This is a genomic window from Streptomyces sp. NPDC006711, from assembly GCF_042869775.1.
Taxonomy (GTDB): domain Bacteria; phylum Actinomycetota; class Actinomycetes; order Streptomycetales; family Streptomycetaceae; genus Streptomyces.
On record NZ_JBIAGO010000002.1, the window covers coordinates 431,696 to 452,194 of the forward strand.

Sequence of the window (20,499 nt, forward strand, 5' to 3'; positions counted from 1 at the left end):
CCGCCGCGCCTCGTGCGCGGCTCCACACCGCTGGGAGGCGGCACGTGAACACCCGAACAGAAGGTCTGAGACGAAGTCTCACCGGTTTTCTGATACTTGCCCTCGCACTCTGCATGGGCATCGCCATGATGGCGCAGCCGAGCCGCGCCGCCGCCGCAGGCTCCCAGAAGCCCGCAGGGCCGTCCGGCAAGGCCACCGCCGCGAGCGGGTCCGCCGCCAAGTCCGCGCCGCCACTGGTGGGTTCGACCGCCAATGTGTCCGACCGTTCCGACGCGCGGCACACCCCGCTGGACGCCGCGCACCTGCCGCCGAAGCAGCCCGTGACCTCCCCGGCGCCGCAGAAGGCGAAGAGCGGAGCCGTCAAGGGCGCGGCGGCGTCCTGTACGCCGGGCGACTTCGGCAGCCGCAGCGGAGCGGCGCTCGTGAGCTTCGTCCAGGCTTCCACGACGGACTGCGTCAACACCCTGTTCGGTGTGACCGGGACCGACGCGCACAACATCTTCCAAGAGCCCAACATGGTGGCCGTCGCGGGCGCGCTCCAGAACACGGCGCGGACCTACCCCGGTGACAACTCCACCAACGTGTGGCAGCTCGTGCTGTTCCTGCGCGCCGGCTACTACGTGCAGTCCAACAACGCCTCCGACGTGGGTCCCTACGGAGCGGCGCTCGCCGGCGCCAGCGAGGCGGCCCTGGACACCTTCATCGCGTCCCCGCACTTCATGGACGTCAGCGCGGCCAACGGCGACATCATGGGTGAGGTCATCATCCTCACCGACAGCGCCAACGAGCAGGCCCGCTACCTGAACACCTACAAGAAGGTGCTCACCTCCTACACCAGCTCCTGGGACACCTACTGGAGCATGGACACCGCCGTCAACGACGTGTTCACACCGCTGTTCCGAGGCCACTGGAACCCCGCCTACATCGCGGCGGTGACGGCCGACCCGAGCATCGTCGACACCCTGAACTCCTTCGTGCTGGGCCACCTCGCCAAGCTCAACGACTCCTGGTTCTACCTGGAGTCCAACGCCGGCACCGAACTCGCGCGCTTCCTCGACACCCCCGCCCTCCAGGCGAAGGTGCGGCCGCTGGCCAAGGGCCTGCTCGGGTCCTCCGCCATCACCGGCCCGACCGCGCCCCTGTGGGTCGGCGTGGCGGCGATGACCGACGCCAACGACAAGGCGCAGTGCTCCTACTACGGCACCTGTGACTTCGTCAACCAGCTCACCGCGGCCGCGCTGCCGATCACGTACAACTGCGACGCCGACCACACCTTCCGCGCCCAGTCCCTGAGCGACGCCGCCCTCGCCGCGGCCTGCACCAGCGTCAAGGGCCAGGACGCGTACTTCCACAGCATCGTCAAGGACAGCGGTCCGGTGGCGAACGACCACAACACCAATATCCAGATCGTCACGTTCGCCAGCCCCAAGGACTACCAGACGTACTCCGGCTGGATCTTCGGCAACAGCACCAACAACGGCGGCGAGTACCTGGAGGGCGACCCGTCCGACCCGGCCAACCAGGCACGTTTCCTGTCCTATGTGAAGAGCGTGGGCGACGGTTTCCCCGGCGACATCTGGAACCTCAACCACGAGTACACGCACTACCTCGACGGCCGCTACGACATGGCGGGTGACTTCAACGCCGGCCAGGACGTCCCGGACATCTGGTGGATCGAGGGCTTCGCGGAGTACGTCTCCTACAGCTACCGCAACCTGCCCGACACCGAGGCCATCGCCGACGCCGCCCAGCACACCTACGCGCTGAGCACCCTGTGGCAGAGCTCGTACGCCAACTCCGACCAGACCCGCACCTATCCGTGGGGCTACCTGGCCACCCGGTACATGGTCGAGAAGCACCCGGCCGACGTGCAGAACATGCTCGCCAAGTTCCGCGCCGGTGACTACGCGGGGGCGTACGCGCTCTACGCGACCGGCATCGGCACGCGGTACGACGCGGACTTCAACACCTGGCTCGACGCCTGCGCCGCCGGCGCCTGCGGCGGGACGGCCAGTGGCCCCACCGCGGCCTTCGACGCCACGGTCTCCCAGCTCACCGTCAGCCTGACCGACAAGTCCACCGACGCCGGCAGCACCATCACCCAGCGCGCCTGGAACTTCGGCGACGGCACCACCTCCACCGCCACCAACCCCTCCAAGACCTACAAGGCGCCCGGCACCTACACCGTCACCCTGACCGTCACCGACGCCAAGGGCCTGACCAACACGGCCACCAAGCCGGTCGTCGTCACCGGCGCCCTGCCCGCCTGCACCGACCCCGACACCCGTGTCATGGGCCAGAACTGCTCGCGCTCGGGCCTCGCGGCCCAGAAGGGCGGCCTGGACTACCTGTTCCTGTACCTGCCCGCCGGAAAGGTCACCCTGAAGGTCACGACGACCGGCGGCACCGGGAACGCCGACCTCTACTACAACACCAGCACCTGGGCGACGAACTCGGCCTACACCGCGCGCTCCACGAAGGCCGGCAACGCCGAGACCATCACCGTGACCAACAAGACGGCGGGCTACCGCTACATCAGCCTCTACGGGAAGACCGCGTTCAGCGGGGTGACGGTCACCACGGCCTACTGATCCCGGCCCGGTCCATCCCCCTGTGACGACGTGCGGTGCCGCACCCGGACCCCGGGTGCGGCACCGCACGGCCGCGTTCTCGCGCTCAGCCCGGCCAGGTCCCGGTCAGGCGCCGGGTCGCGGTGGCGCCGGCCCGGTCGACGGTGGCCTTGACGGCAGCGTAGATCGCGCCCTGCAACACGGCGGCGAGCAGCACCTCGCGCCAGCGCCGGTCCTCGTCGGTGGCATCGGGGGCGTCGTCGTCATGAGCGAGCCGCTTCCACGTCTGCTTGAACACGATCCCGGCGAGCATTCCGCTGACGACGCCGAGACCGAGCCCGACCGGCTTGTACAGGATCTTCGACACTTTCACCGGCTCATCCCTTCCTCCGACGGCAGACCAGCCACACCACGGCGGCCACACCGCCCGCCGCGAGGAGCAGCGCCCTCGGATCCCGGATCCCGCGCCCGGTGCCCGCCGCGGTGTGCCACACCGTTTCGGGGACGGCGCCCGGGACCGCGTCGGGCGTCTTGTCCTGCCAGGTCCGCACCGCCTTGTCCCGGGCCACACCGGCGGCGTGGGCGGCTTTGTCCTTGACGGGGTGGGCGACCTTGTCCTGCACCGTGTCCTGCACGTGGTGGGCGACGTCCGCGGTCTTGGCCTTCAGCTCGTGCGCCTTGGCCTCGGCGCGTTCTCGCACGTCGGCGGCCTTGTCGCGGGCGCGTGCCTTGACGTCGGTCTTGGCCGCCAGCGCCTCGACCGTACGCCCCAGGTCCTGGCGGGTGCGTTCGACCTGCTCGCGCAGTTCCTCGGGGCCGGGAGAGCCCAGCTCTCCGTGGGGTGTGTCGGTCATCGGTGTGCACTTCCCTTGATCGTGGCCAGGTCGGCCTTCACGTTCTCGATGGTCTGCTCGGGCGCGGGCGGGGCCGCCCGGCCCACCTGCTTCTTCCCGCCGAGGGCCATGACCGCGGCGATCGCGCCCAACACCCCGGCCACGATGAGCGCGGCGGCCCACACGGGCAGCGGCACGGCGAGCCCCGCGATGGCGGCGGCCACCAGGGCCTGGAGGGTGAGGAAGCCGATCAGTCCGGCGCCGCCGAAGAGGCCGCCGCCCCGGCCGTACCGCTTGCCCTTCTCCTTCATCTCGGCCTGCGCGAGCGACAGTTCGCCGCGCACCAGCTCGGTCAGTTGCTGCGAGGCCCGCTGGACCAGTTCACTCACCGGCTCGTTGCCCGGCGCGTGGGCGCCCGGTCCTGGGCCTGCCCCGTGGGGCTGCGTGCTCGACACGAGGGCCACCTCCCGTCTTCGTGAAACGTCTCGGCTCGCGGGTACCGGTGCCCGCGGCCGCCTGCCCCCACCCGAGTACCCCGGATGGCACGATTCAGGGCAGACCGGCCGGGAACGCCCGGTCCGGCCCTGCCCACCGCGGGGGGCATTCGGAGCCGGAGCTCTCAGATCTCTCCCACGCGCCGCCGGTCGTGCTCGTCCCACGCCGCGGTGTCACGCGGCTGGGTGTACGGTTCCTCGTCCGGCGGCATGCCGCCCGCGATCGCCCGCTGGCGTACCGTCTCCGCGTCGAACTCGAGCCCCAGCAGGATCGCCAGATTGGTGAGCCACAGCCACACCAGGAAGACGATGACGCCGGCCATCGTGCCGTACGTCTTGTTGTACGAACCGAAGTTGGCGACGTAGACGGCGAGACCGCCCGAGGCGAGCAACCAGATCAGCAGCGCCACGAAGCTGCCCGGCGTGAGCCAGACGAAGCCCTTCACCTTCGCGTTCGGGCTCGCCCAGTACAGCAGCGCGATCATGATCACGACCAGCAGGACCAGGACGGGCCACTTGGCGATCGACCACACCGTAAGGCCGGCGCTCCCCACGCCGAGAACGGTTCCGGCCTGCTCGGCCAGGCTGCCGGTGAACACCACGATGAGCGCGCTGATGACCGCGAGGACCATCAGGAGCACGGTCAGACCGAGCCGCAGGGGCAGGATCTTCCACACCGGGCGCCCCTCCGGCATGTCGTAGACCGCGTTGGCCGCCCGCATGAACGCGGCCACATAGCTCGACGCGGACCACACCGCGAGCACCAGGCCGACGACCGCCACCAGTGAGCCCGTGCCCGCGCTGCCCTGCAACTGTTTCACCGCGCTCGTGATGATGTCCCTGGCGGGTCCCGGCGCCAGCCCCTGAAGGTTGTTCAGGAGCTTGTCGGTGGTCGACTGTCCCGTGATGCCGAGGAGCGACACGAGCACGAGCAGCGCGGGGAAGAGCGACTGCACTCCGTAGTAGGTGAGCGCGGCGGCCCGGTCGACGAGCTCGTCGTCCCTGAACTCCCGCAGGCTGCCTTTGAGCACCGCCCGCCACAGCCCTTTCGGGAGCTTGGTCGGTACGTCCGGCGCCGCCCGCTCCACCTCGGGGCCGGGGCCGGCGTCCCTGGCCGTCCCGGCTCCGTCCTGGGCTTCGGATCCGGCTCCGGCCTCCGGTGACCGGCCGCTCTGTCGCCATGGAAGATGCAAGTTCGCCATGCGCGGCGGGTACCCCGACGAGCGTACGTTTCACCGAGGCGGCCCCACGGGCTGTCGCACGCGGGCCGCTAGTTGATCAACTCCCCTGCCAAGCGCACCAGTTGCTCGGTGGACATTCGCGGACCATGCGTAGGTCATGCATAGGTCATGCGTAGGTCACGCATAGGTCATACGCAGGCCGGTCGAGGGACGGATTCAGGACAGCCGTTCTTGAGTGCGCGACCAGCCGGCTCGGACGCGCCCGCGTGCCTCGTCGGCGGCGCCGCCTTCGGGACCTTTTGCGACCGTGCCGGTTTCCAGCCATCGACCGGTTATTTCCTGGAAACTTGACTGTGCCGTGGGCAGGGTGACGACCGGACGCCGGAGTCGGAACCGGGCGGCGCGCCGTGACCGCACTGCGCGCCGGCCCGGCACGCGGTGCGCCGCGCCGGGAAATCCGAGGACGCCGAGGACGCCAGTGATGCCAAGGAGGCCAAGCGCACGAGGGCGTCAGGACACCGACGACGTCGACGACCTCAAGGAATGGGGCCGCCGCACGCGGGACTTCTGGCGCTGCCAAGTGATTCACGGGGACGCATCAAGGTCGCGCATGCCGACACGCGAGCCGCGACGGGGGACGAGAAATGTCAACACTGGGGTATCTGACAAGCCTGCCCGAGCTCGCGCTCGCCTTCGCGGACGAGGCCAACCGCGCCGCGCACGAGGACCGTTGCGTGGTGGGCGCGCAATTCGTCCCCTGCCTAGCCGTCGAGGACGCTCTCGACATCGCCGGGTGTCTCGTGGTCGCCCACGCGGCGGCCGTGGGGGCGCTCGCGCCGGCCCGTGTCGACCGGTTGCTGCGGGCGCTCAGGGACAGGAGAGCGGCCGGCCTCGCGCTGAGCGTGCCCCATGACCCGGGCTCCGGCGTCACCCCCGTCGTACGGCAGACGGCGCTGCGCCTTGCGCTGCCACTGCTGGCGACCCGGGCCGAGCCGACGGTATGGGAGCGGGTCGACCGCGATCTCTCGCGCACCTGGCAGCGCCAGGCCAGGCAGCACATGCGACGCATCGCGCAATACGTCGAACACCTCCCGGCCGCTTTCGACCGGCCCGACGCCGACGAGCACCTGGTGACGGGCCTGTCCAAGTCGCTGGCCGCGTACGTACTCCTCCTGGGGCCCACACCCGGGGAGGTCCGCGCCGAGTATCCCCACGACGCCCCCGACACGCACCGGTACACCGCCCATGAGGCCGTGCTGAGCCAGGAGACCACCCGCCGGCCGCGGTTTCGCAACGGCCTGCACGTGGTGAAGCTGCCCGTGGGGGCCGAGACCGACGCGTCGTTTCTCGTCCTGGTCTCCACCACGCCCTTCGAGGCGGAAACGCTCGCCCTGGCACACCACACGGCCAAGTTGCTCGCTCTGGCACACGAGGTCCTGCGCGTCCACCAGCTCAACGACAGCGCCCGAGGTGTCAGACTCAGCGTGTTCCAGATGCTGATGGGCGGCCAGACCGTCCTGGCCCAGCGGGCGATGGAAGGGCTCAGCCCCGGGCTGCTGCGGACGGAGCAGGTCCGCGTCTATGTCATCGCCACCCCGCCCCAAGGCCGCGAGGACATGGTGCGCGCCCTGGAGCCGGCCACCGACGGCACGGCCCTGCTGGTGCGCTGCCCGGCCCGCGAGGACCACATCATCGTCGTGGAGCCGCTGCGCCGGCCGCCGGGCGACACCGACAGCGTGCGGCGCGCGCTCGCGGACGCCGTGTCCACCAGGCGGACCTGCGTCCTGGGCGGCAGCCGCCCGTACGGGCTCGCCGATGTCGCGGACGCCTACAGCGAGGCGAGCAACGCGCTGGTCTCCGCGCACCACAGCCTCGAACGGATCGGCATGTTCGACGGCTCGGCGCCCCTGGCACCCCTGCTGGGTACGGCGGCGCACCGCTGGGCCGAACATGTCCTGGCCCCGCTGCTCGCCATGCCGTACGCGGTCCGCGACGAGCTCATCGGCACGATGCGCCTCGCGCTGGACTTCCCCCACACGGAGACGGCCCGGATCCTGGGGGCGCACCGCAACACGGTGGCCGCCCGCGCCGCGCGCGTCGCCGAGGTGCTGGGCGCCGAGGGCAGGCCGCTCGACCTCAAGGACGTCCGCGTACGTACGGTCGTCCACCTCGCGCTGTCCCTGACCAGGACGTGGAACCCGCTCCATGACACCGTGCCCGAGCAGGCGTCGCTCGCCTCCATCCTTCAGTGCGAGCCCGCCCTGACCTGGGCGCGGGCCCTGCTCCAGCCCCTGCGCGGCGCGCCCCCGCAGCTGACCGGCACACTGCGCGCGTGGGTCGGGTGCAACCTGCACATCGACGACACCGCCGAGGCGGTCGGGGTCGGCGCGGCGACGGTACGCAAGCGGCTGCGGCAGGCGGAGGCGTTGATCCAGCGTGATCTGACGACGGGCCTGTCGGGGGCGCACACTCTGGTCCTGGCACTGTCCGCGACGACGGGCGAGCCGGTACTGCCGAGGCTGCGCTAGCCGGGGAACCCCCAGCGCCCCCCCTCCCCCGCTCCCCGTGCCTGGCACGCACGCGGGGCCGACTGTGCACGCGTGATCTCCCGCAGCCGACGGACTGTGCATCGGTGCGCTATCCGGTGACCGGGGCCGCACCTAGCGTGAGAGGTACGCGAACAAGTCCTTCGCCCGACGACAGTCCCGCTTCGCCACACTTCAGAGGATGGTTGTGCCCGCACTGCCTGTAGTCGCGGTCCTGGGGTCGGCCCCCGTGGCCCACTTCGCCGCCCACGGTCTCACGTCCGTCGGCCTCACGGCCCACACCTGGGCTCTGCCCGGCCGCTATTCCGCCCGCAAGGCCGCCGGGCTTGCCGACTCGGTGCCGGACTGGTCGGCCCAACTCGCCCCGTGCGACACCCTGTTGACCGCGTTCGACCACCCCAACGTCCTTGAGGTGGTCATGCTGCACCACCTCCTTCCCGCCGTGCGGCCCGGGGCCCTGTGGATCCAGATCGGCCCCGTGTCGGACCCGGGCGCCGGCGCCCTGACCGACCTGTCCCAGCGCATGGGGGTGGCCTGCGCGCAGGCTCCGCTCCGCTGGTCGGCGGACGGCATCACCGCGTACGGGCACCTTCCGTCGCTGGCCAACACCCCTTGGACGCAACGGCAGGCCGACGCCGACCTGGTGTACGGCGCGGTGATAGCCGGGATCGTCGGCAGCGGATTCGGCGGCGAGTTCGCCCCGTCGGACCTGCCCCGCGAGAGCGCACGCGACTTCATCCTCTGGGACGCCGAACTGAACGACAGACCCCTGCCGGGCCGCCCGGACGAAACGGCGGCAGAGCGCCTTACGGCCCTGACGGCCCAGACGCACTCCGAAGCGGTGATCGCCGAACTGATCCACCGGGGTCTGGTGAACCCCCGCAACTCACAGCGGGGGGAGCATCCTTGGTGACGGGGGTGGGAGCAGCGAGGGGCAGGGCGGGGTCGAAACGGGCTCGGCGCCCCTTCGAGCGCTACAGGGACGCCTCGCGCGGCGCGGGCGTGGGCCTCGGCTCGCCCGCGGCTTCACGGAGTCGGGGAACAGCACGCTCACGGCCTAGGACATCCCCGGCGGGGGCTGACGACGGCCCACACGCCGCGGACCGCCCCGGCCGGCCCGCGGGACCGGGAGGGGGAGCACCCCGCGGCGATCACGTCCTGACCACCGCCGCCCTCCCATCCCTACGACCCGACCCGCATACGTCCCCTCATACGTCCCGTCACACGTCCCGTCGCGCGATCAGCTCCGCCAACGTGGCCAGCGCCCCCGCCCCCTCGGGAACGAGCTCCGCGCCCGCCAGACAGCCTAGGGCCGCCGCCCGCTGCCGGTCCGCTTCTTCCTGGGCCCAGCGGCGGCCGCCCGCCTCCTCGATCAGCGCGGCGGCACGGTCGACCGCCGCGTCGTCCAGCGGCTCCGCGCGGCCGTAGAGCGCGGCGAGCCGGGCCCCCGCAGGGCTCCCGCCGGACAGCGCGGCCGCCACCGGCAGGGACTTCTTGCGCAGCCGGATGTCCGCGCCGACGGGCTTGCCGGTGGTCGCGCTGTCGCCCCAGATACCCAGGAGGTCGTCGACGAGCTGGAAGGCGAGCCCCAGATGGCGCCCGAACTCCCGCAGCAGACCCACATTCCGCTCGTCGGCACCGGCCGCGAGCGCGCCCATCGCACAGGCCGCGGCCAGCAGCGACGCCGTCTTGCCGCCCGCCATGCGCAGACACTCGTCCAGGCCGACGTCCGCCCGCGTCTCGAAGGCGAGATCGGCGCCCTGGCCCGCGACCAGCTCCAGGAGGGCGGCGGACAGCTCGCGCACGGTGGCGGGCGAGAGCTGCGGGCAGCGGTGCGCGAGCACATCGATCGCGGCGGCGAGCAGGGCGTCACCGGCGAGCACCGCCCGTGCGCTGCCGAAGACCGCCCAGGTGGCGGGGCGGCCCCTGCGGGTCCTGTCGCCGTCCATCAGATCGTCGTGCACCACCGTGAAGTTGTGCACCAGCTCCACGGCCGCCGCCTGCGCCACCGCCTGCCCCGGCCCCGCGCCGAGCGCCTGGGCGGCGGCCAGGACGAGGGCGCCGCGCACCCCTTTGCCCCAGTCGCCGTTGACCGGACGCCCTGCCTCGTCGCACCAGCCGAAGTGGTAGGCGGCCACCGAACGCACCGGCTCCGCGAGCCGGTCGACCGCCTTGCGCAGCTCGGGCTCGGTGAGCTCCTTGGCCCGCTGGAGGAGCAGCCCCGCCTCTGCGGTGACCGTCGGCGCCGTCAATGCTCGGCCCTCGTCAGGACCGACTCCAGATAGGCGTCGGGGCGCCGGCTGTCGTCGGCCACCTCTGCGGCCTGGTACCGCTTGGTCCGGCGCGACCAGTCGAGATTGCCCCGCATCCAGGTCCGCATCCCCGCCAGATACGGCGTGAGGACCGACGAGTGCTCCGGGTACGCCTCCAGCAGTTCGCTCTCCCGCGCCAGGAACTCCTCGGTCCGTGCCGACGTCGCGCCGACGACGTGGGCGAGCGCCTTCTCCCCGTCGAGACCCCGGTGGTGCTCCACCACGTGGACGAGGTTGTGGACCTCGCCCATCGCCCGCTCCTTCTCCAGCGAGTAGACGTCGTTGGTCCAGCACACGACGTCGCACGCCGCGTCGAGGGCCGCCGTGAACTCCCCGCTCTCATAGACGGCCACCGGTACGTCGATCCGCTCGACTATGTCGATGAAGTCCATGCACACATAGATCGCGCCGGTGTGCCTGCGCTTCTCGATGTACGTCTCCTCGTCGGGGACGACGCCCGCGTGCCGGTTCCCCGCCTCCCAGGTCGCCGCCGTGGTCAGGCAGTCGTCCAAGTGCCGCACGAACCGGCGGCGCCAGTGGGCCGTGGTCATCTCCGAGGAGCGCAGCCACAGGTCGGCGAGGGACGAGACGGCCGCCGGAAGCGCGGGGTCCACCGCGGCGGCCGCCCCGTGGTCGGCGCTCTCCAGGACGGCTCGCATCCCGCCCACCACCTCGCGCACCTGCTCCGGGCTGCGCCCCACGCTGCCGTCGTCCAACTGGTCGTCGACGAGGAAGAGCCAGGCGAACCAGTCCGCCATCAGATCAAGGCGCTCGGCGTCCGCGGTCGGGTACACCAGAGCGGCGAACCAGCCGAAATCCGCCTTCTCGAACCGCCGCCTGGCCGCCTCGCGCCGCACCAGACCGATCCGCCGGGTCCACTCCCCGAGGTGGGCTCGCGCCTGCTCGACGTACGGACTCACCTGGTACGGGAACGGGTTGAGGATCTCCGGCACGGGCCCCTCCGGCCTGTCGGCGGTCGTCGGCTTCGTCATGAGCGCGGCTCCGGCCGCAGGTGCACCCCGCCCTTGGGATGCAGCGTGATCAGCGCCTCCGGGTGCACGTCGGGCGAGCCCGCCGGCCGGACGAGACGGTGGGTGCGGGCCACCGTGGCGAGCACCAGGGTGAGTTCGGCGAGGGCGAAGTGCTTGCCGATGCAGATGCGGTGGCCGCTGCCGAAGGGGACGTAGGCGTGCTTGGGACGCCTCGCGACCTGCTCGGGTGTGAACCGCTCGGGATCGAAGCGCTCCGGGTCGTCCCAGAAGTCCGGGTGCCGGTGCAGGAAGTAGCTGTTGATCAGGACGTTGGTACCGGCCGGCATCCGGTGCCCGTCGATCTCGTCCTCCTCGCGCGCCCGCCGCATGAACTGGTAGGCGGGGGAGTAGATGCGCAGCGTCTCCTCGGCGACCATCCGGGCGTACGACAGCTTCGGCAGGTCCTCGAACTCCGGCACCCGCCCGCCGAGCACCTGATCGACCTCGGCGTGCAGCCGCTCCTCGATCTCGGGGTGTCCGGCCAGCAGGTAGAAGGCCCAGGACAGGGTGTTGGTGGTCGTCTCGTAGGCGCCGATGCAGATGTTCAGGACCTCATGGTGCAGCTGCTCCAGGTCCATCCCCTTGCCGTCCTCCTCGTCCACGGAGTGCAGCAGCAGGGTCAGCAGATCGGGTTCCTCGCCCGCGGGGATGTCCTCGCGCAGCCGCTGGGTGATGAACCCGGAGACGAACGCGTCCATGTCGTTGATGGCCCTGCGCAGCCGCTCGTTGCGCGGCGTCGGGACGCTCAGCGGCGGGAACGGGAAGCGGAAGAAAGCGCCGAGGATACTGTTCGCCTCGCCGAAGGCCCGCTCGAAGGCCTGCGCGGACGTGCTCACATCGGCGCTGAACAGCGACCTGTTGACGATGCGCAGCGCCAGCTGGCCGATCTCGTCGGTGACGTCGAGCGTTCCCCCGGGCCCGCGGGCTCCCTCGCCGCGCTCCCAGCGTTCCAGCATGCGGACGGTCTCGTCGGTCATGTTTTTGGCGAACGCGCCGACCGTGCGCGGCGTGAAGTGCGGCGCCATCATGCGCCGCTGCCTGCGCCACAGCTCCATGTCCGCGTTGGCGATGAGCCCCTTGCGCAGCACGGGCCTGACCACCTTGAAGAGCACGGCGTCCTTGTCGTAGTGCTCGCCGCGGTCGACGAGCACGTGCCGGATGTAGTCCGGGTGGTTCACCATCACCATCGGCAGGCCGAGCAGCCGGAAACGGAAGATGTCTCCGTGCCGCTCGAGACCGCCGCCGAGAAAGGCGAGTTGGTCACGCTTGAAGGCGAGCGTGCCGCCGATGCCGTCCCGTGCCCTGACGGTCGGAATCTCTTTCAGCGGAGAATTCTTCCGGGGACGCAGCCGGCGTGCGGTGCGGTCGAGCGGAGTCAGGGACATTCATGACCTCGATAGGTGGGACGTCAGCGGCGGTGCAGTGTCAGCTGTATGCCGCCCTTGGGGTGCAGCGTGATGAGCGGAGCGAATCCCACCGGCGGTTGTCCGGCCGGCCTCGTGACATGAAAGGTCTGGGCGAGCATGACGGTGATGATGTGCAGCTCGGTGAGTGCGAATTGCTTGCCGAGGCAGTAACGCGGACCACTGCCGAAGGGCTGGTACGCGCTGCGCGGGCGCTTGGCGATTTCCTCGGGCGTGAAACGCTCGGGATCGAACCGGGTCGGCTCCGGCCAGAATTCCGGGTGCCGGTGGAACGTGAACAGATTCAGATAGACGTCGGTCCCCTTCGGGATCCGGTAGCCGCCGATGACGTCCTCGTCGACCGCGTGCCGCATCGTCTGCCACGCGGGCGTGAACAGGCGCAGCGTCTCGTCGATGACCTGCCGCGTGTACGACAGGTTCGGCAGGTCATCGAAGGTGGGAACCCGCCCGTCGAGGACCCCGTCCACCTCCTCCTGCACCCGGCGCTGGACGTCGGGGTGCTCGGCGAGCTGGTGGAAGATCCACGAGATGGAATTGCTGGACGTCTCGTACCCCGCGATGATCATGGCGAGGATCTCGTTGGTCAGCTGATCGTGCGTGAGCCCCGTCCCGGTCTCCTCGTCGAGCGAGTTCAGGAGCAGGGTGAACAGATCGGGCCGGTCGCTCTCGTGTTCCATGCGCGCCGCGATGAGGTGCGCGATGAAGGCGTCCATCTCCTTGATGAGCGCGCGCAGCCGGTTGCGGGACGGCGAGTACCAGGACAGCGGCGGGAACGGGAACCGGAAGAAGTTCCCGGCGATCGCGTTCACCTCGAGGAAGTCCCGCTCGAACCGCCGCCCGCGCTCCTCGGCGTCCACCCCGAAGAGCGCGCGCAGCACGATCTTCAGCGCCAGATCGGCGACGTCGGCGGTGACCTCGACGGGGTCACCCGCGTCGGCGTGCGCCTCCCAGGCGCGCAGCAGCCCGGCGGTCAGATCGCTGATGTTGGTGGTGAACCCGGCCACGCTGGAGCGGTGGAACGAGGGCTGCATCAGCTTGCGGTGCGTCCGCCACGACTCGCCGCCCTTGTTGGCGATGAGCCCCTCGCGCAGCACCGTGCGGGTGGCGCGGTAGAGGAAGTTGTCCTTGTCGTAGTTCTGGTGGTGATCGACCAGGACGTGCTGGAGGTAGTCCGGATGATTGATCAGCACGGTGGGAAGTCCGCCGAGGCGCAGCCGGAAAATATCGCCGTGGGTCTCCACCGAACGCACCAGGAAGCCGAGTTGGTCGCGCCGTATTTCTCTGAGTCCGACCAGATTCTCACGCGGACTCAATCGTGGAACAGGTCGGGGAGGTGAGCCCTCCACATCGGGCAGCCTTGATCCGACGGGTGTGCTGGACACGTGAGTTCCTCGTGACATCGGGAGCTGGGGCACGCAACTTTCGGGGAATTTAGTCGCCCGCCATATCGCCTCGTTATCGCGGAGCTTTCACGGCGACAGCGAGGAGATCCGGCCGTACGATGCCGCCATGACCGTCCTCCTGATCGGCACCGGAACGCACGGCGACATAGCACCGCTCATCGGCCTCGGCGTCCGACTCCAGGCGGCGGGACACTCCGTCGCCATCGCGACGTACAGAGCATTCGAGCGGCAAGTCACGGACAGCAATGCGGAATTCCGCCTACTGCCGGGCGACCCGAGCCTGCTCGGCGTCAATGAACAGGGCCGCCTCAAGAAGAAGAGCCTCGGCGAAGTACTCGGCACCGGCCGCTGGCTGAAGCGGATACTCCAGCACCTGGCGGAACTCGGCGACGGCCTGATCGCGGCGGCCGAGAAGGACACCGACGTCCTGGTGTGCAGCGGCCTCACGACGTTCCACGGCTACCACCTGGCGAAGGCCCTCGGCCTGCCCAGCATGGGCCTGGGTCTGCAACCCCTGCACCCCACAGGGGACTTCCCGCCGCCCATCGGCGTCGCCTCGCTGGGCCGCTGGGCCAACCGCCGCCTCGGTCAGCTCATGTTCACCACGGGACTCACCCCATGGTCGAGTTCACCGGAGTTCTGCGCGCGGCTCGGCGTGCCCCGGCTCACCACCGCGCAGACCCTGCGCCGCACCGCCGAGGAGCGCTGGCCCGTCCACTACGGCTTCAGCCCTTCCGTAGTGCCGCGTCCCGCGGACTGGCGGCCCGGCGTGGAGGTGGTCGGCTACTGGTGGCCCCACGAGCCGCCCGGCCGGCAACCGTCGCGGGAACTGGTCGACTTCCTCGACGCGGGATCCGCGCCGGTCCGCGTCGGCCTGGGCAGCGCGGGCGACCCGCGCGACGGCGAGCGGCTCGGCGAGCTGATCACGGCGGCCCTGCGCAAGGCGAAGGTGCGGGCCGTCATCCAGTCCGGCACCGCGGGCCTCGACCTCACCGGCGACGACGTGCTGACCATCGGGGACGTACCGCACAGCTGGCTGTTCCCGCGCACCGCCGCCGTGGTCCACCACATGGGCGCGGGCACCACGGGCGCGGGCCTGCGCGCGGGCGTACCCGCGGTGGGCATCCCCACGTTCGGCGACGCCCCCTTCTGGTCACGCCGCCTGGTCTCCCTGGGCGTGAGCCCCGGCTTCGTGCCCATCACCGAGCTGGCCCCCGACCGCCTCGGGGCACTGATCCGCGCCGCGGTGCACGAGCGGAACCACACGGACCGCGCCCGCAGCCTGGCCACGGCACTCGCCACCGAGGACGGCGCCGCCCGCACGGTCGCCGCGGTGGAGCGCCTGCTGGACCGCGGCAACGCAAAAGACCCCAGATGAACTGGGGTCTTTTGACTGGTGGTGGGTCGTTCACGAAATCCCCTGGCCAGGCACAGCGTGCCTAAATACTCACGAGCATCCCGTCGGACTCAAGATCACTCCCCAGCAATATGCGCATGCATGCATGAGCGTCGCGGTGATCCCGCGACCTGCACCCCCTGACCTGGGAGCTTCGCGACCGCGACGGCAAGTACGGTCGTCCTTTTATGCCGTCTTCGAAGTCGAAAAGACGAAGATCCTCAAAAGCGTTCCACCAGCTACCCGGCCGAACCCTGTCGAGCCGGCCTCGTAGGCCACGGCCACCGGGCCCGGCAACCGCTCCAGCCAGCCCACCACCGCCGCAGTGTCGGGGACCAAGTGTTCGGCGACGACCTCGCCGATGAGGCCGTCCAGGGCCCAGGCCACGGTCGATCGGTCGTGAACGTCCAGCCCAACCGCAGTACCCGCGATTGCGGCACTACCGCTCACGGTCCTCCGTGGCGGCAATCCGCAGTAACTTGCGTGCAAGGTCCCGGTCCCGCAGCCTTCTCCCCGGGCCCGCCCGGAGAGAAGGCCGATCACTCTCGGTTCAAACGGGCGGTGTTAAGGCTTGCGAAGCGACCGCGCAGCGGCCGACCTTGACACCAACCGCGAAACCGGGAACCGCCCCGGCCGGGCAGGCCCGGCACCGCAAGTACCGCACTTCATACGGCCTAACATGACGCTGGCACGACACCCTTCGAGGGGACAGGTGCGCTTCAAGGGGGGCGATTGACGAGCAAGAACAGGCACGGCTCGAGTCCTGCCGCTCGGGACCAGTTGCGCGGTCCCGAACCGCCTTGCGATAACCCCTCTCCCGCGCATGCGGAGGCAGTCGCTGCCTGCCGAGCGACCCTGGCAGAGGTTCACCGGCTGTCTCGGGACGGGGCCTCGGCAGAGAAGACGACTAGGCAGTTTGTCGACTTCCTTATGTCAGTGGAGGTCACCGACACACCGCCAGTCGGCGCGCCGATGAGGATCGTCCTGATGGGGCGGACGATGGCCGGCAAGAGTACCCTCCTTGCGGCGCTCACCGGCGGGTCTGTGGAGCGGATTGGGGACGGCCGGCAGCGGTACTCGCGCGACGTCTTCGCGGCCCCGGCGGTGGACCTGCACGACGTTGAGATCGTCGACACCCCTGGAGTGGGTGCCAGGGACAGTATGGATGACGTCGCCCAAGCGATGGCTGAGGTCCCCGGTGCCGACCTCGTGCTGTGGGTTGCGAGCAACGATTCCTTTCAGGAGGAGACTGCACAGGAGCTACGTGCCGTGGCATCGCGCGGTAAGCCTGTCGTTGTGGCATTGAACTGCCGCAAACCACTCGTGGACGATCTGGACCACGAGGAGTTCCTGGAGGAACCGGATTCAGTCTTCGCCGAGCACGAGGGTCACTTCAAGATGATCCGTTCCCATCTATCCGCTGCCGCCGTACGCCCCGTCGCCGAGGTAATGCTCCATGCCGAGGCCGCCCGCCAGGCGCGGGCGGACGGCGACTACGGTGCCGACCTTTGGGAAGCGAGCCGCCTTAGCGCCCTGCTCGCCGTCCTGGAACAGGAAAGCCGCAAGCGCCGCACCGCCCGGCGGGTACTGCGCGAGGCCGACGAGGTTCGCTCGCAGGCACAGGCGTTGAGCGAAGCTCTCGCCGCTGTGGAGCGGGAGACCCGAGAGATCGTCGATGTCGGCCGGAGGATGCGCGAAGACCAGGAACGACGGACCGTACGCCTGGTCGATGCCTGCATGCAGAGGATGGAGGACGACGTTGTTCGCCTCGTCGGCCGACGGCAGGGGTGGCCCCAGAACGTCACTGACTTCGGCCCGCAGATCGTCGAGCAATGGGACACGGAACAGGCCGCTTTGGTCGCCGAACTCGACGAGAGGCTGGAAGCACGGCTCAGCAACCTCGCGCGAGCGATCGAGGAAGCGTCTGTCGCCGTCGAGCACGAATGGACGACGGCTGTCCGCCCGCACCTTAAGGTCAGCGGAATGCGTGACTTCAGGGGGCTGTGGAAGCAGAAAGCAGCCGGGGTTGTGGTTGGGGCAGGCGGAGCGCTCGCCTCCATGGCGCTTGGCGCGTACGTGGGTTCTTTGGCAGGTCCAGCCGGCACAGTCGTCGGCGCCGTCGTCATGAGCCTCGGTTCGTTCCTCGTCACTCCGGTGCGCAAGAAGGTCCAGTCACTTTTCACGAGCAGAGCGGAAATCTTGGAGGCGAACCGCGATCTGCTGCGGACCGAGATCAGCAAGGTCCTCAATGAGCTGGAGGCCCAGGTGCTGGCCGAGGTGTCTGGGACCATCGCGCGGGTTCTGGAGACACTCACCACTTCCCACGTGCGACGCACAGAGGCCGAGGCCGCCGCGTTGGTCGTGGCCGACCTTCTGGCTAGTCAGCAGCAGGTGATTGACTCCGCGGTCTCCACCCTTGACCACGAGACAGTCCGCTGCCTGCTGCGCGTAGACGGCCGGCCTCGCCTAGCTGCGTCCGTTGGGAAGGTGACCCGGCTTCCCGGGGTCTGCATCTTGGTCGAGGTGCCTGATGAGGCTCTAGCAGATACACGGCTGTTCCCGCCGTCCTCGCCCGAATTCCTGGCCTTCGGGCGCACACCGTCACCTGACCTGCCGGGCGCGTCCGCGATGTCATACGTCCTCGGCCTGACCGAAGGGGTACCGGCCTTCATTCGCTGTCGCCCCGACGGCACCATCGTTACCACCACTGCTCCAGCGCCAAACCAGGTACTGGAGGCATGGTCCGCAACCCTGTCTGACCACCTGGGCACCCCGGTGAAGATTGTCCGACCAAACGCACCGAGGAGCGTGCCAACGTGAATGACCTTCTGTATCACTCCGCCCCCGCGGTGACGCGCGACCTCTCGGAGCGGCTCGTCGAGCTGATCCGAAACCTTCGACCCGATGATGCGTCGAGGCTCCAGCGGATGCTGGCAGTGGATGAACACCATCGTCCCCAGATGGTCCTCACCGGGCAGTACAGCAGCGGCAAGTCGACCTTGATCGAGGCACTCACGGATGGCAAGTATCAGGTTCCGAGGGGCTCGGCGATCACGACGGACAGGGTCGAGGTCTTCAACTGGGACGGCATGGTCGACCTGGTCGACACCCCGGGCGTGCAGGCGGGCCGGCCGGAGCACGACGAACGCGCGGAGGAGGCTCTGCGCTCCGCAGATCTTGTGTTGTTCACCGTCACTGTTGACTTGTTCGATGATCGCTTGGTCGAACACCTGCGGCACGTCACCGAGGATCTGCGAAAGGCGCCGCAGTTGCTTGTGGTGCTCACCAAGTGCCGCAGCCTTCGCGCGGCCGAAGGAGTGCGGGAGGCCGAGGTCCGTGAAGCTCTCGGCAGCTTCGCCGACCAGGTGCCATGGGTCGAGTGCGACGCCAAAACCTACCTGGAAGCGCTAGAGGTGGACCCGTCGCGGGCCGCCCGCCGCATCGCGGCGTCCCGGATGGACAAGGTCACGGACGCGATCAACCGGATCGCGCGGGCCCGCGGCGACTTGGCCAACTTCCGTGTGGCGCTCCAGCGGGTCGCCCTCGTCGCGGGCGAGGCACTCGCCGCGCTCACAGACGACCCCGACGAGGAAGCAGTCTTGACCGTCCTCGCACGCCAGCGCAGTGCGCTCACAACGCGCTGCGGGCTCTTGGACTCGGCCCTCGAACGGCAGGCAACCGAGTTCCGCACAGCGTGTATCCGGGCAGCCGAGCACCTCGCCGACACGGTGGAGTCGATCCAGGAGTCGCCGAACCGCGACTGGTCTAGGGTCGACGCCGCCTCCGTGACTCTGAACGACGAGCTGAGCTCGGCGAACCAGAGGTTCCTGGACGGGGTACGCGCCGTCCTGGCCTCTCAGCTTGCCGACTTGACCTCCGAGGTACGGGAGATCGAGGCGTCGCCGTACGCCCGCCAGTTGCTCGCCCTTGATGTCCAAGGGGACATCGAGACGCAGAACATCCCGGTAGACCCAGGCCTGGCACGCCAGCCAGGTCGGAAGCAACCCCGCGTCCCAGCCTGGGGTCCGAAGTCGATCGAGCATCTGAAGGCCTTCCAGAAAGTCTGGGGCGCAGGCGACGGCATTAAGAAGTCGGCAGGCAGCGCGGGGCACAAGATCGTCTACAAGGCTGGAAAGCTCGTCGACATCAAGTTCAAGCCGTACCAGGCCGTGCGCTGGGCGAACAACATCGGGAAGGTTGCCAAAATCGGCGGCGCTGTACTCCCTGTTGCCCTTGAAGCCTATGCGGTCGTCAAAGAGGAGCGTCAGGAGGTGCATGCTGCAAAGGAAAAGATGCGCCGCCGGAACGCCCTGGTCGGCCGCGTCCTTGCGCAGTGCGATGACATCTCGAGCAAGACGCTTATCCAGGTGCGTCTTGAACTCGACGACGAGTTCGGCAAGGCGCTCCGCGCGATCGACGAGGTGAACCGGTCAGTTCGCGACGCTAGGGCTTTCCGTACCGACCTGGACCGCAAAATCAGCGCGATCCAGATCGAAGCCCAGTCAATGCTCGATCAACTCGGGGCGCCCGCGCTGGAGGCGTGAGAGTCGAAACGGGGCCTGATCACTGTTCCCGAACGGACGGCCGAGATCCTCGGCCGGTACATAATCCGGACATTGCGCCAGTCAGCTGGCTCAGACCCGAATCCTCAGGTGCTGCCTGCTGCTCTGTCTCGGTGTCAGCTGGGGGCTCGCCGTTGAGGATCTTGTGTACGTTCAGGGGCGGGACATCCTCGCGGGCCCCACCGGCCGGGCACTGGTCAAGGTACACGGGTGCCGTCCGCGCACTGTCGTATGCCGGTACGCCTACGAGAAACTGCTGCTGATGGAAGCCGCCCACATCCCGGCAGACGCGTACGCCTTCCGGCCGGACTAGCAGGACCGCACCAGCAAGCACATCGCATCGGACTGGCTGGCCAGGTACCCGCGGATCATCGGCCGTTGTGACGGTGCAGGGGCCTCGCACCGGCATCTACACCCACACAATCGCGACATGACAGCCCATCACAGGTCGGTCTCACTCAACCGGCGACCTCGCAAAGTTCGTGCGCTCGGACTAGCCTTCCGAAGGTGTAGGGGACGCGGATCAGCAAGTGACAGGGGGGTACGTGGGGTTCTGGCACACCGGCTACATGGAGTTCCATGAGCCGACCGGACTCGAATCGGCCGGACCGCCAGCCCCGCCAAAGCCCCCTCGGTTTCCCTGCGCTGAGTGTGAACTCGTCTTCTCGTCCGAGCGCGCCCGCCGAGCACACCGCTTCGACGGTCATGCGTCCAAGCGGCCGATCCTCCTCTTCAGGGGACGAGAGT

At 69.3% G+C, this 20,499-nt stretch carries 15 protein-coding genes; 6 read left to right on the plus strand and 9 right to left on the minus strand.

Annotated elements, in window-relative coordinates:
* The first annotated feature begins 113 nt into the window (after positions 1 to 113).
* Positions 114 to 2,591: a collagenase gene (locus tag ACFYM2_RS05980; RefSeq protein WP_388833709.1), complete on the plus strand. Its 2,478-nt coding sequence runs from the start codon at positions 114 to 116 to the stop codon at positions 2,589 to 2,591.
* An 85-nt stretch (positions 2,592 to 2,676) separates the two neighbouring features.
* Here the strand turns inward: ACFYM2_RS05980 and ACFYM2_RS05985 are convergent, their stop codons facing one another.
* From ACFYM2_RS05985 to ACFYM2_RS06000, 4 genes are all read right to left on the minus strand, one after another.
* Entirely contained in the window at positions 2,677 to 2,943 is a 267-nt protein-coding gene (locus ACFYM2_RS05985; protein ID WP_358993589.1) for a DUF4235 domain-containing protein, read from the minus strand.
* A 4-nt stretch (positions 2,944 to 2,947) separates the two neighbouring features.
* A complete protein-coding gene (locus tag ACFYM2_RS05990) occupies positions 2,948 to 3,424 on the minus strand; it encodes a DUF3618 domain-containing protein (protein WP_358993592.1) in 477 nt (158 codons plus the stop codon).
* Complete coding sequence (locus tag ACFYM2_RS05995) at positions 3,421 to 3,792, minus strand: phage holin family protein (protein ID WP_358993914.1); 372 nt, start codon at positions 3,790 to 3,792, stop codon at positions 3,421 to 3,423. The genes ACFYM2_RS05990 and ACFYM2_RS05995 overlap by 4 nt, the downstream gene beginning before the upstream one ends.
* Before the next feature lie 230 nt (positions 3,793 to 4,022).
* Positions 4,023 to 5,099, minus strand: a complete 1,077-nt coding sequence (locus ACFYM2_RS06000) for a YihY/virulence factor BrkB family protein (protein ID WP_388833712.1) — start codon at positions 5,097 to 5,099, stop codon at positions 4,023 to 4,025.
* A 623-nt stretch (positions 5,100 to 5,722) separates the two neighbouring features.
* Between ACFYM2_RS06000 and ACFYM2_RS06005 the strand changes: the two genes are divergently transcribed.
* Entirely contained in the window at positions 5,723 to 7,606 is a 1,884-nt protein-coding gene (locus tag ACFYM2_RS06005; protein ID WP_388833715.1) for a helix-turn-helix domain-containing protein, read from the plus strand.
* Between the two features lie 199 nt (positions 7,607 to 7,805).
* Positions 7,806 to 8,537 carry a hypothetical protein gene (locus tag ACFYM2_RS06010; protein WP_358993600.1) on the plus strand — a complete coding sequence of 244 codons (732 nt, stop codon included), beginning with the start codon at positions 7,806 to 7,808 and terminating at the stop codon, positions 8,535 to 8,537.
* Positions 8,538 to 8,844: 307 nt separating this feature from the next.
* On the opposite strand, the gene ACFYM2_RS06015 is transcribed toward ACFYM2_RS06010, so the two are convergent.
* From ACFYM2_RS06015 to ACFYM2_RS06030, 4 genes are read right to left on the minus strand one after another with little or no spacing between them, the layout of a single operon-like run.
* Positions 8,845 to 9,876 (minus strand): polyprenyl synthetase family protein, encoded by a 1,032-nt coding sequence (locus tag ACFYM2_RS06015; protein WP_358993603.1) that lies wholly within the window; start codon positions 9,874 to 9,876, stop codon positions 8,845 to 8,847.
* Entirely contained in the window at positions 9,873 to 10,928 is a 1,056-nt protein-coding gene (locus ACFYM2_RS06020; protein WP_358993606.1) for a terpene cyclase, read from the minus strand. Before ACFYM2_RS06020 ends, ACFYM2_RS06015 begins: the two co-directional genes overlap by 4 nt.
* Positions 10,925 to 12,352, minus strand: a complete 1,428-nt coding sequence (locus tag ACFYM2_RS06025; RefSeq protein ID WP_358993609.1) for a cytochrome P450 — start codon at positions 12,350 to 12,352, stop codon at positions 10,925 to 10,927. The genes ACFYM2_RS06020 and ACFYM2_RS06025 overlap by 4 nt, the downstream gene beginning before the upstream one ends.
* 23 nt (positions 12,353 to 12,375) lie before the next feature.
* Complete coding sequence (locus ACFYM2_RS06030) at positions 12,376 to 13,704, minus strand: cytochrome P450 (RefSeq protein WP_388455861.1); 1,329 nt, start codon at positions 13,702 to 13,704, stop codon at positions 12,376 to 12,378.
* Between the two features lie 196 nt (positions 13,705 to 13,900).
* On the opposite strand from ACFYM2_RS06030, the gene ACFYM2_RS06035 reads away from it, so the two are divergent.
* Positions 13,901 to 15,172, plus strand: coding sequence for a glycosyltransferase (locus tag ACFYM2_RS06035; protein ID WP_388455860.1), 1,272 nt, complete (start codon positions 13,901 to 13,903; stop codon positions 15,170 to 15,172).
* A 204-nt stretch (positions 15,173 to 15,376) separates the two neighbouring features.
* Here ACFYM2_RS06035 and ACFYM2_RS06040 read toward each other — a convergent pair whose 3' ends face one another.
* Positions 15,377 to 15,577 carry a hypothetical protein gene (locus ACFYM2_RS06040; protein WP_120050369.1) on the minus strand — a complete coding sequence of 67 codons (201 nt, stop codon included), beginning with the start codon at positions 15,575 to 15,577 and terminating at the stop codon, positions 15,377 to 15,379.
* Positions 15,578 to 16,126: 549 nt separating this feature from the next.
* Between ACFYM2_RS06040 and ACFYM2_RS06045 the strand changes: the two genes are divergently transcribed.
* Positions 16,127 to 18,010, plus strand: a complete 1,884-nt coding sequence (locus tag ACFYM2_RS06045; RefSeq protein WP_388833718.1) for a GTPase — start codon at positions 16,127 to 16,129, stop codon at positions 18,008 to 18,010.
* Positions 18,007 to 19,734: a GTPase gene (locus tag ACFYM2_RS06050; protein WP_388833720.1), complete on the plus strand. Its 1,728-nt coding sequence runs from the start codon at positions 18,007 to 18,009 to the stop codon at positions 19,732 to 19,734. The genes ACFYM2_RS06045 and ACFYM2_RS06050 overlap by 4 nt, the downstream gene beginning before the upstream one ends.
* Positions 19,735 to 20,499 lie beyond the last annotated feature (765 nt).

Bases quoted from the DNA above. Each gene is read 5' to 3' on its own strand.
- ACFYM2_RS06025 (WP_358993609.1), bottom strand. From the start codon at position 12,352: ATGTCCCTGACTCCGCTCGACCGCACCGCACGCCGGCTGCGTCCCCGG.
- ACFYM2_RS06020 (WP_358993606.1), bottom strand. From the start codon at position 10,928: ATGACGAAGCCGACGACCGCCGACAGGCCGGAGGGGCCCGTGCCGGAG.
- ACFYM2_RS06035 (WP_388455860.1), top strand. From the start codon at position 13,901: ATGACCGTCCTCCTGATCGGCACCGGAACGCACGGCGACATAGCACCG.
- ACFYM2_RS05980 (WP_388833709.1), top strand. From the start codon at position 114: ATGGGCATCGCCATGATGGCGCAGCCGAGCCGCGCCGCCGCCGCAGGC.
- ACFYM2_RS06010 (WP_358993600.1), top strand. From the start codon at position 7,806: ATGGTTGTGCCCGCACTGCCTGTAGTCGCGGTCCTGGGGTCGGCCCCC.
- ACFYM2_RS05990 (WP_358993592.1), bottom strand. From the start codon at position 3,424: ATGACCGACACACCCCACGGAGAGCTGGGCTCTCCCGGCCCCGAGGAA.
- ACFYM2_RS06005 (WP_388833715.1), top strand. From the start codon at position 5,723: ATGTCAACACTGGGGTATCTGACAAGCCTGCCCGAGCTCGCGCTCGCC.
- ACFYM2_RS06000 (WP_388833712.1), bottom strand. From the start codon at position 5,099: ATGGCGAACTTGCATCTTCCATGGCGACAGAGCGGCCGGTCACCGGAG.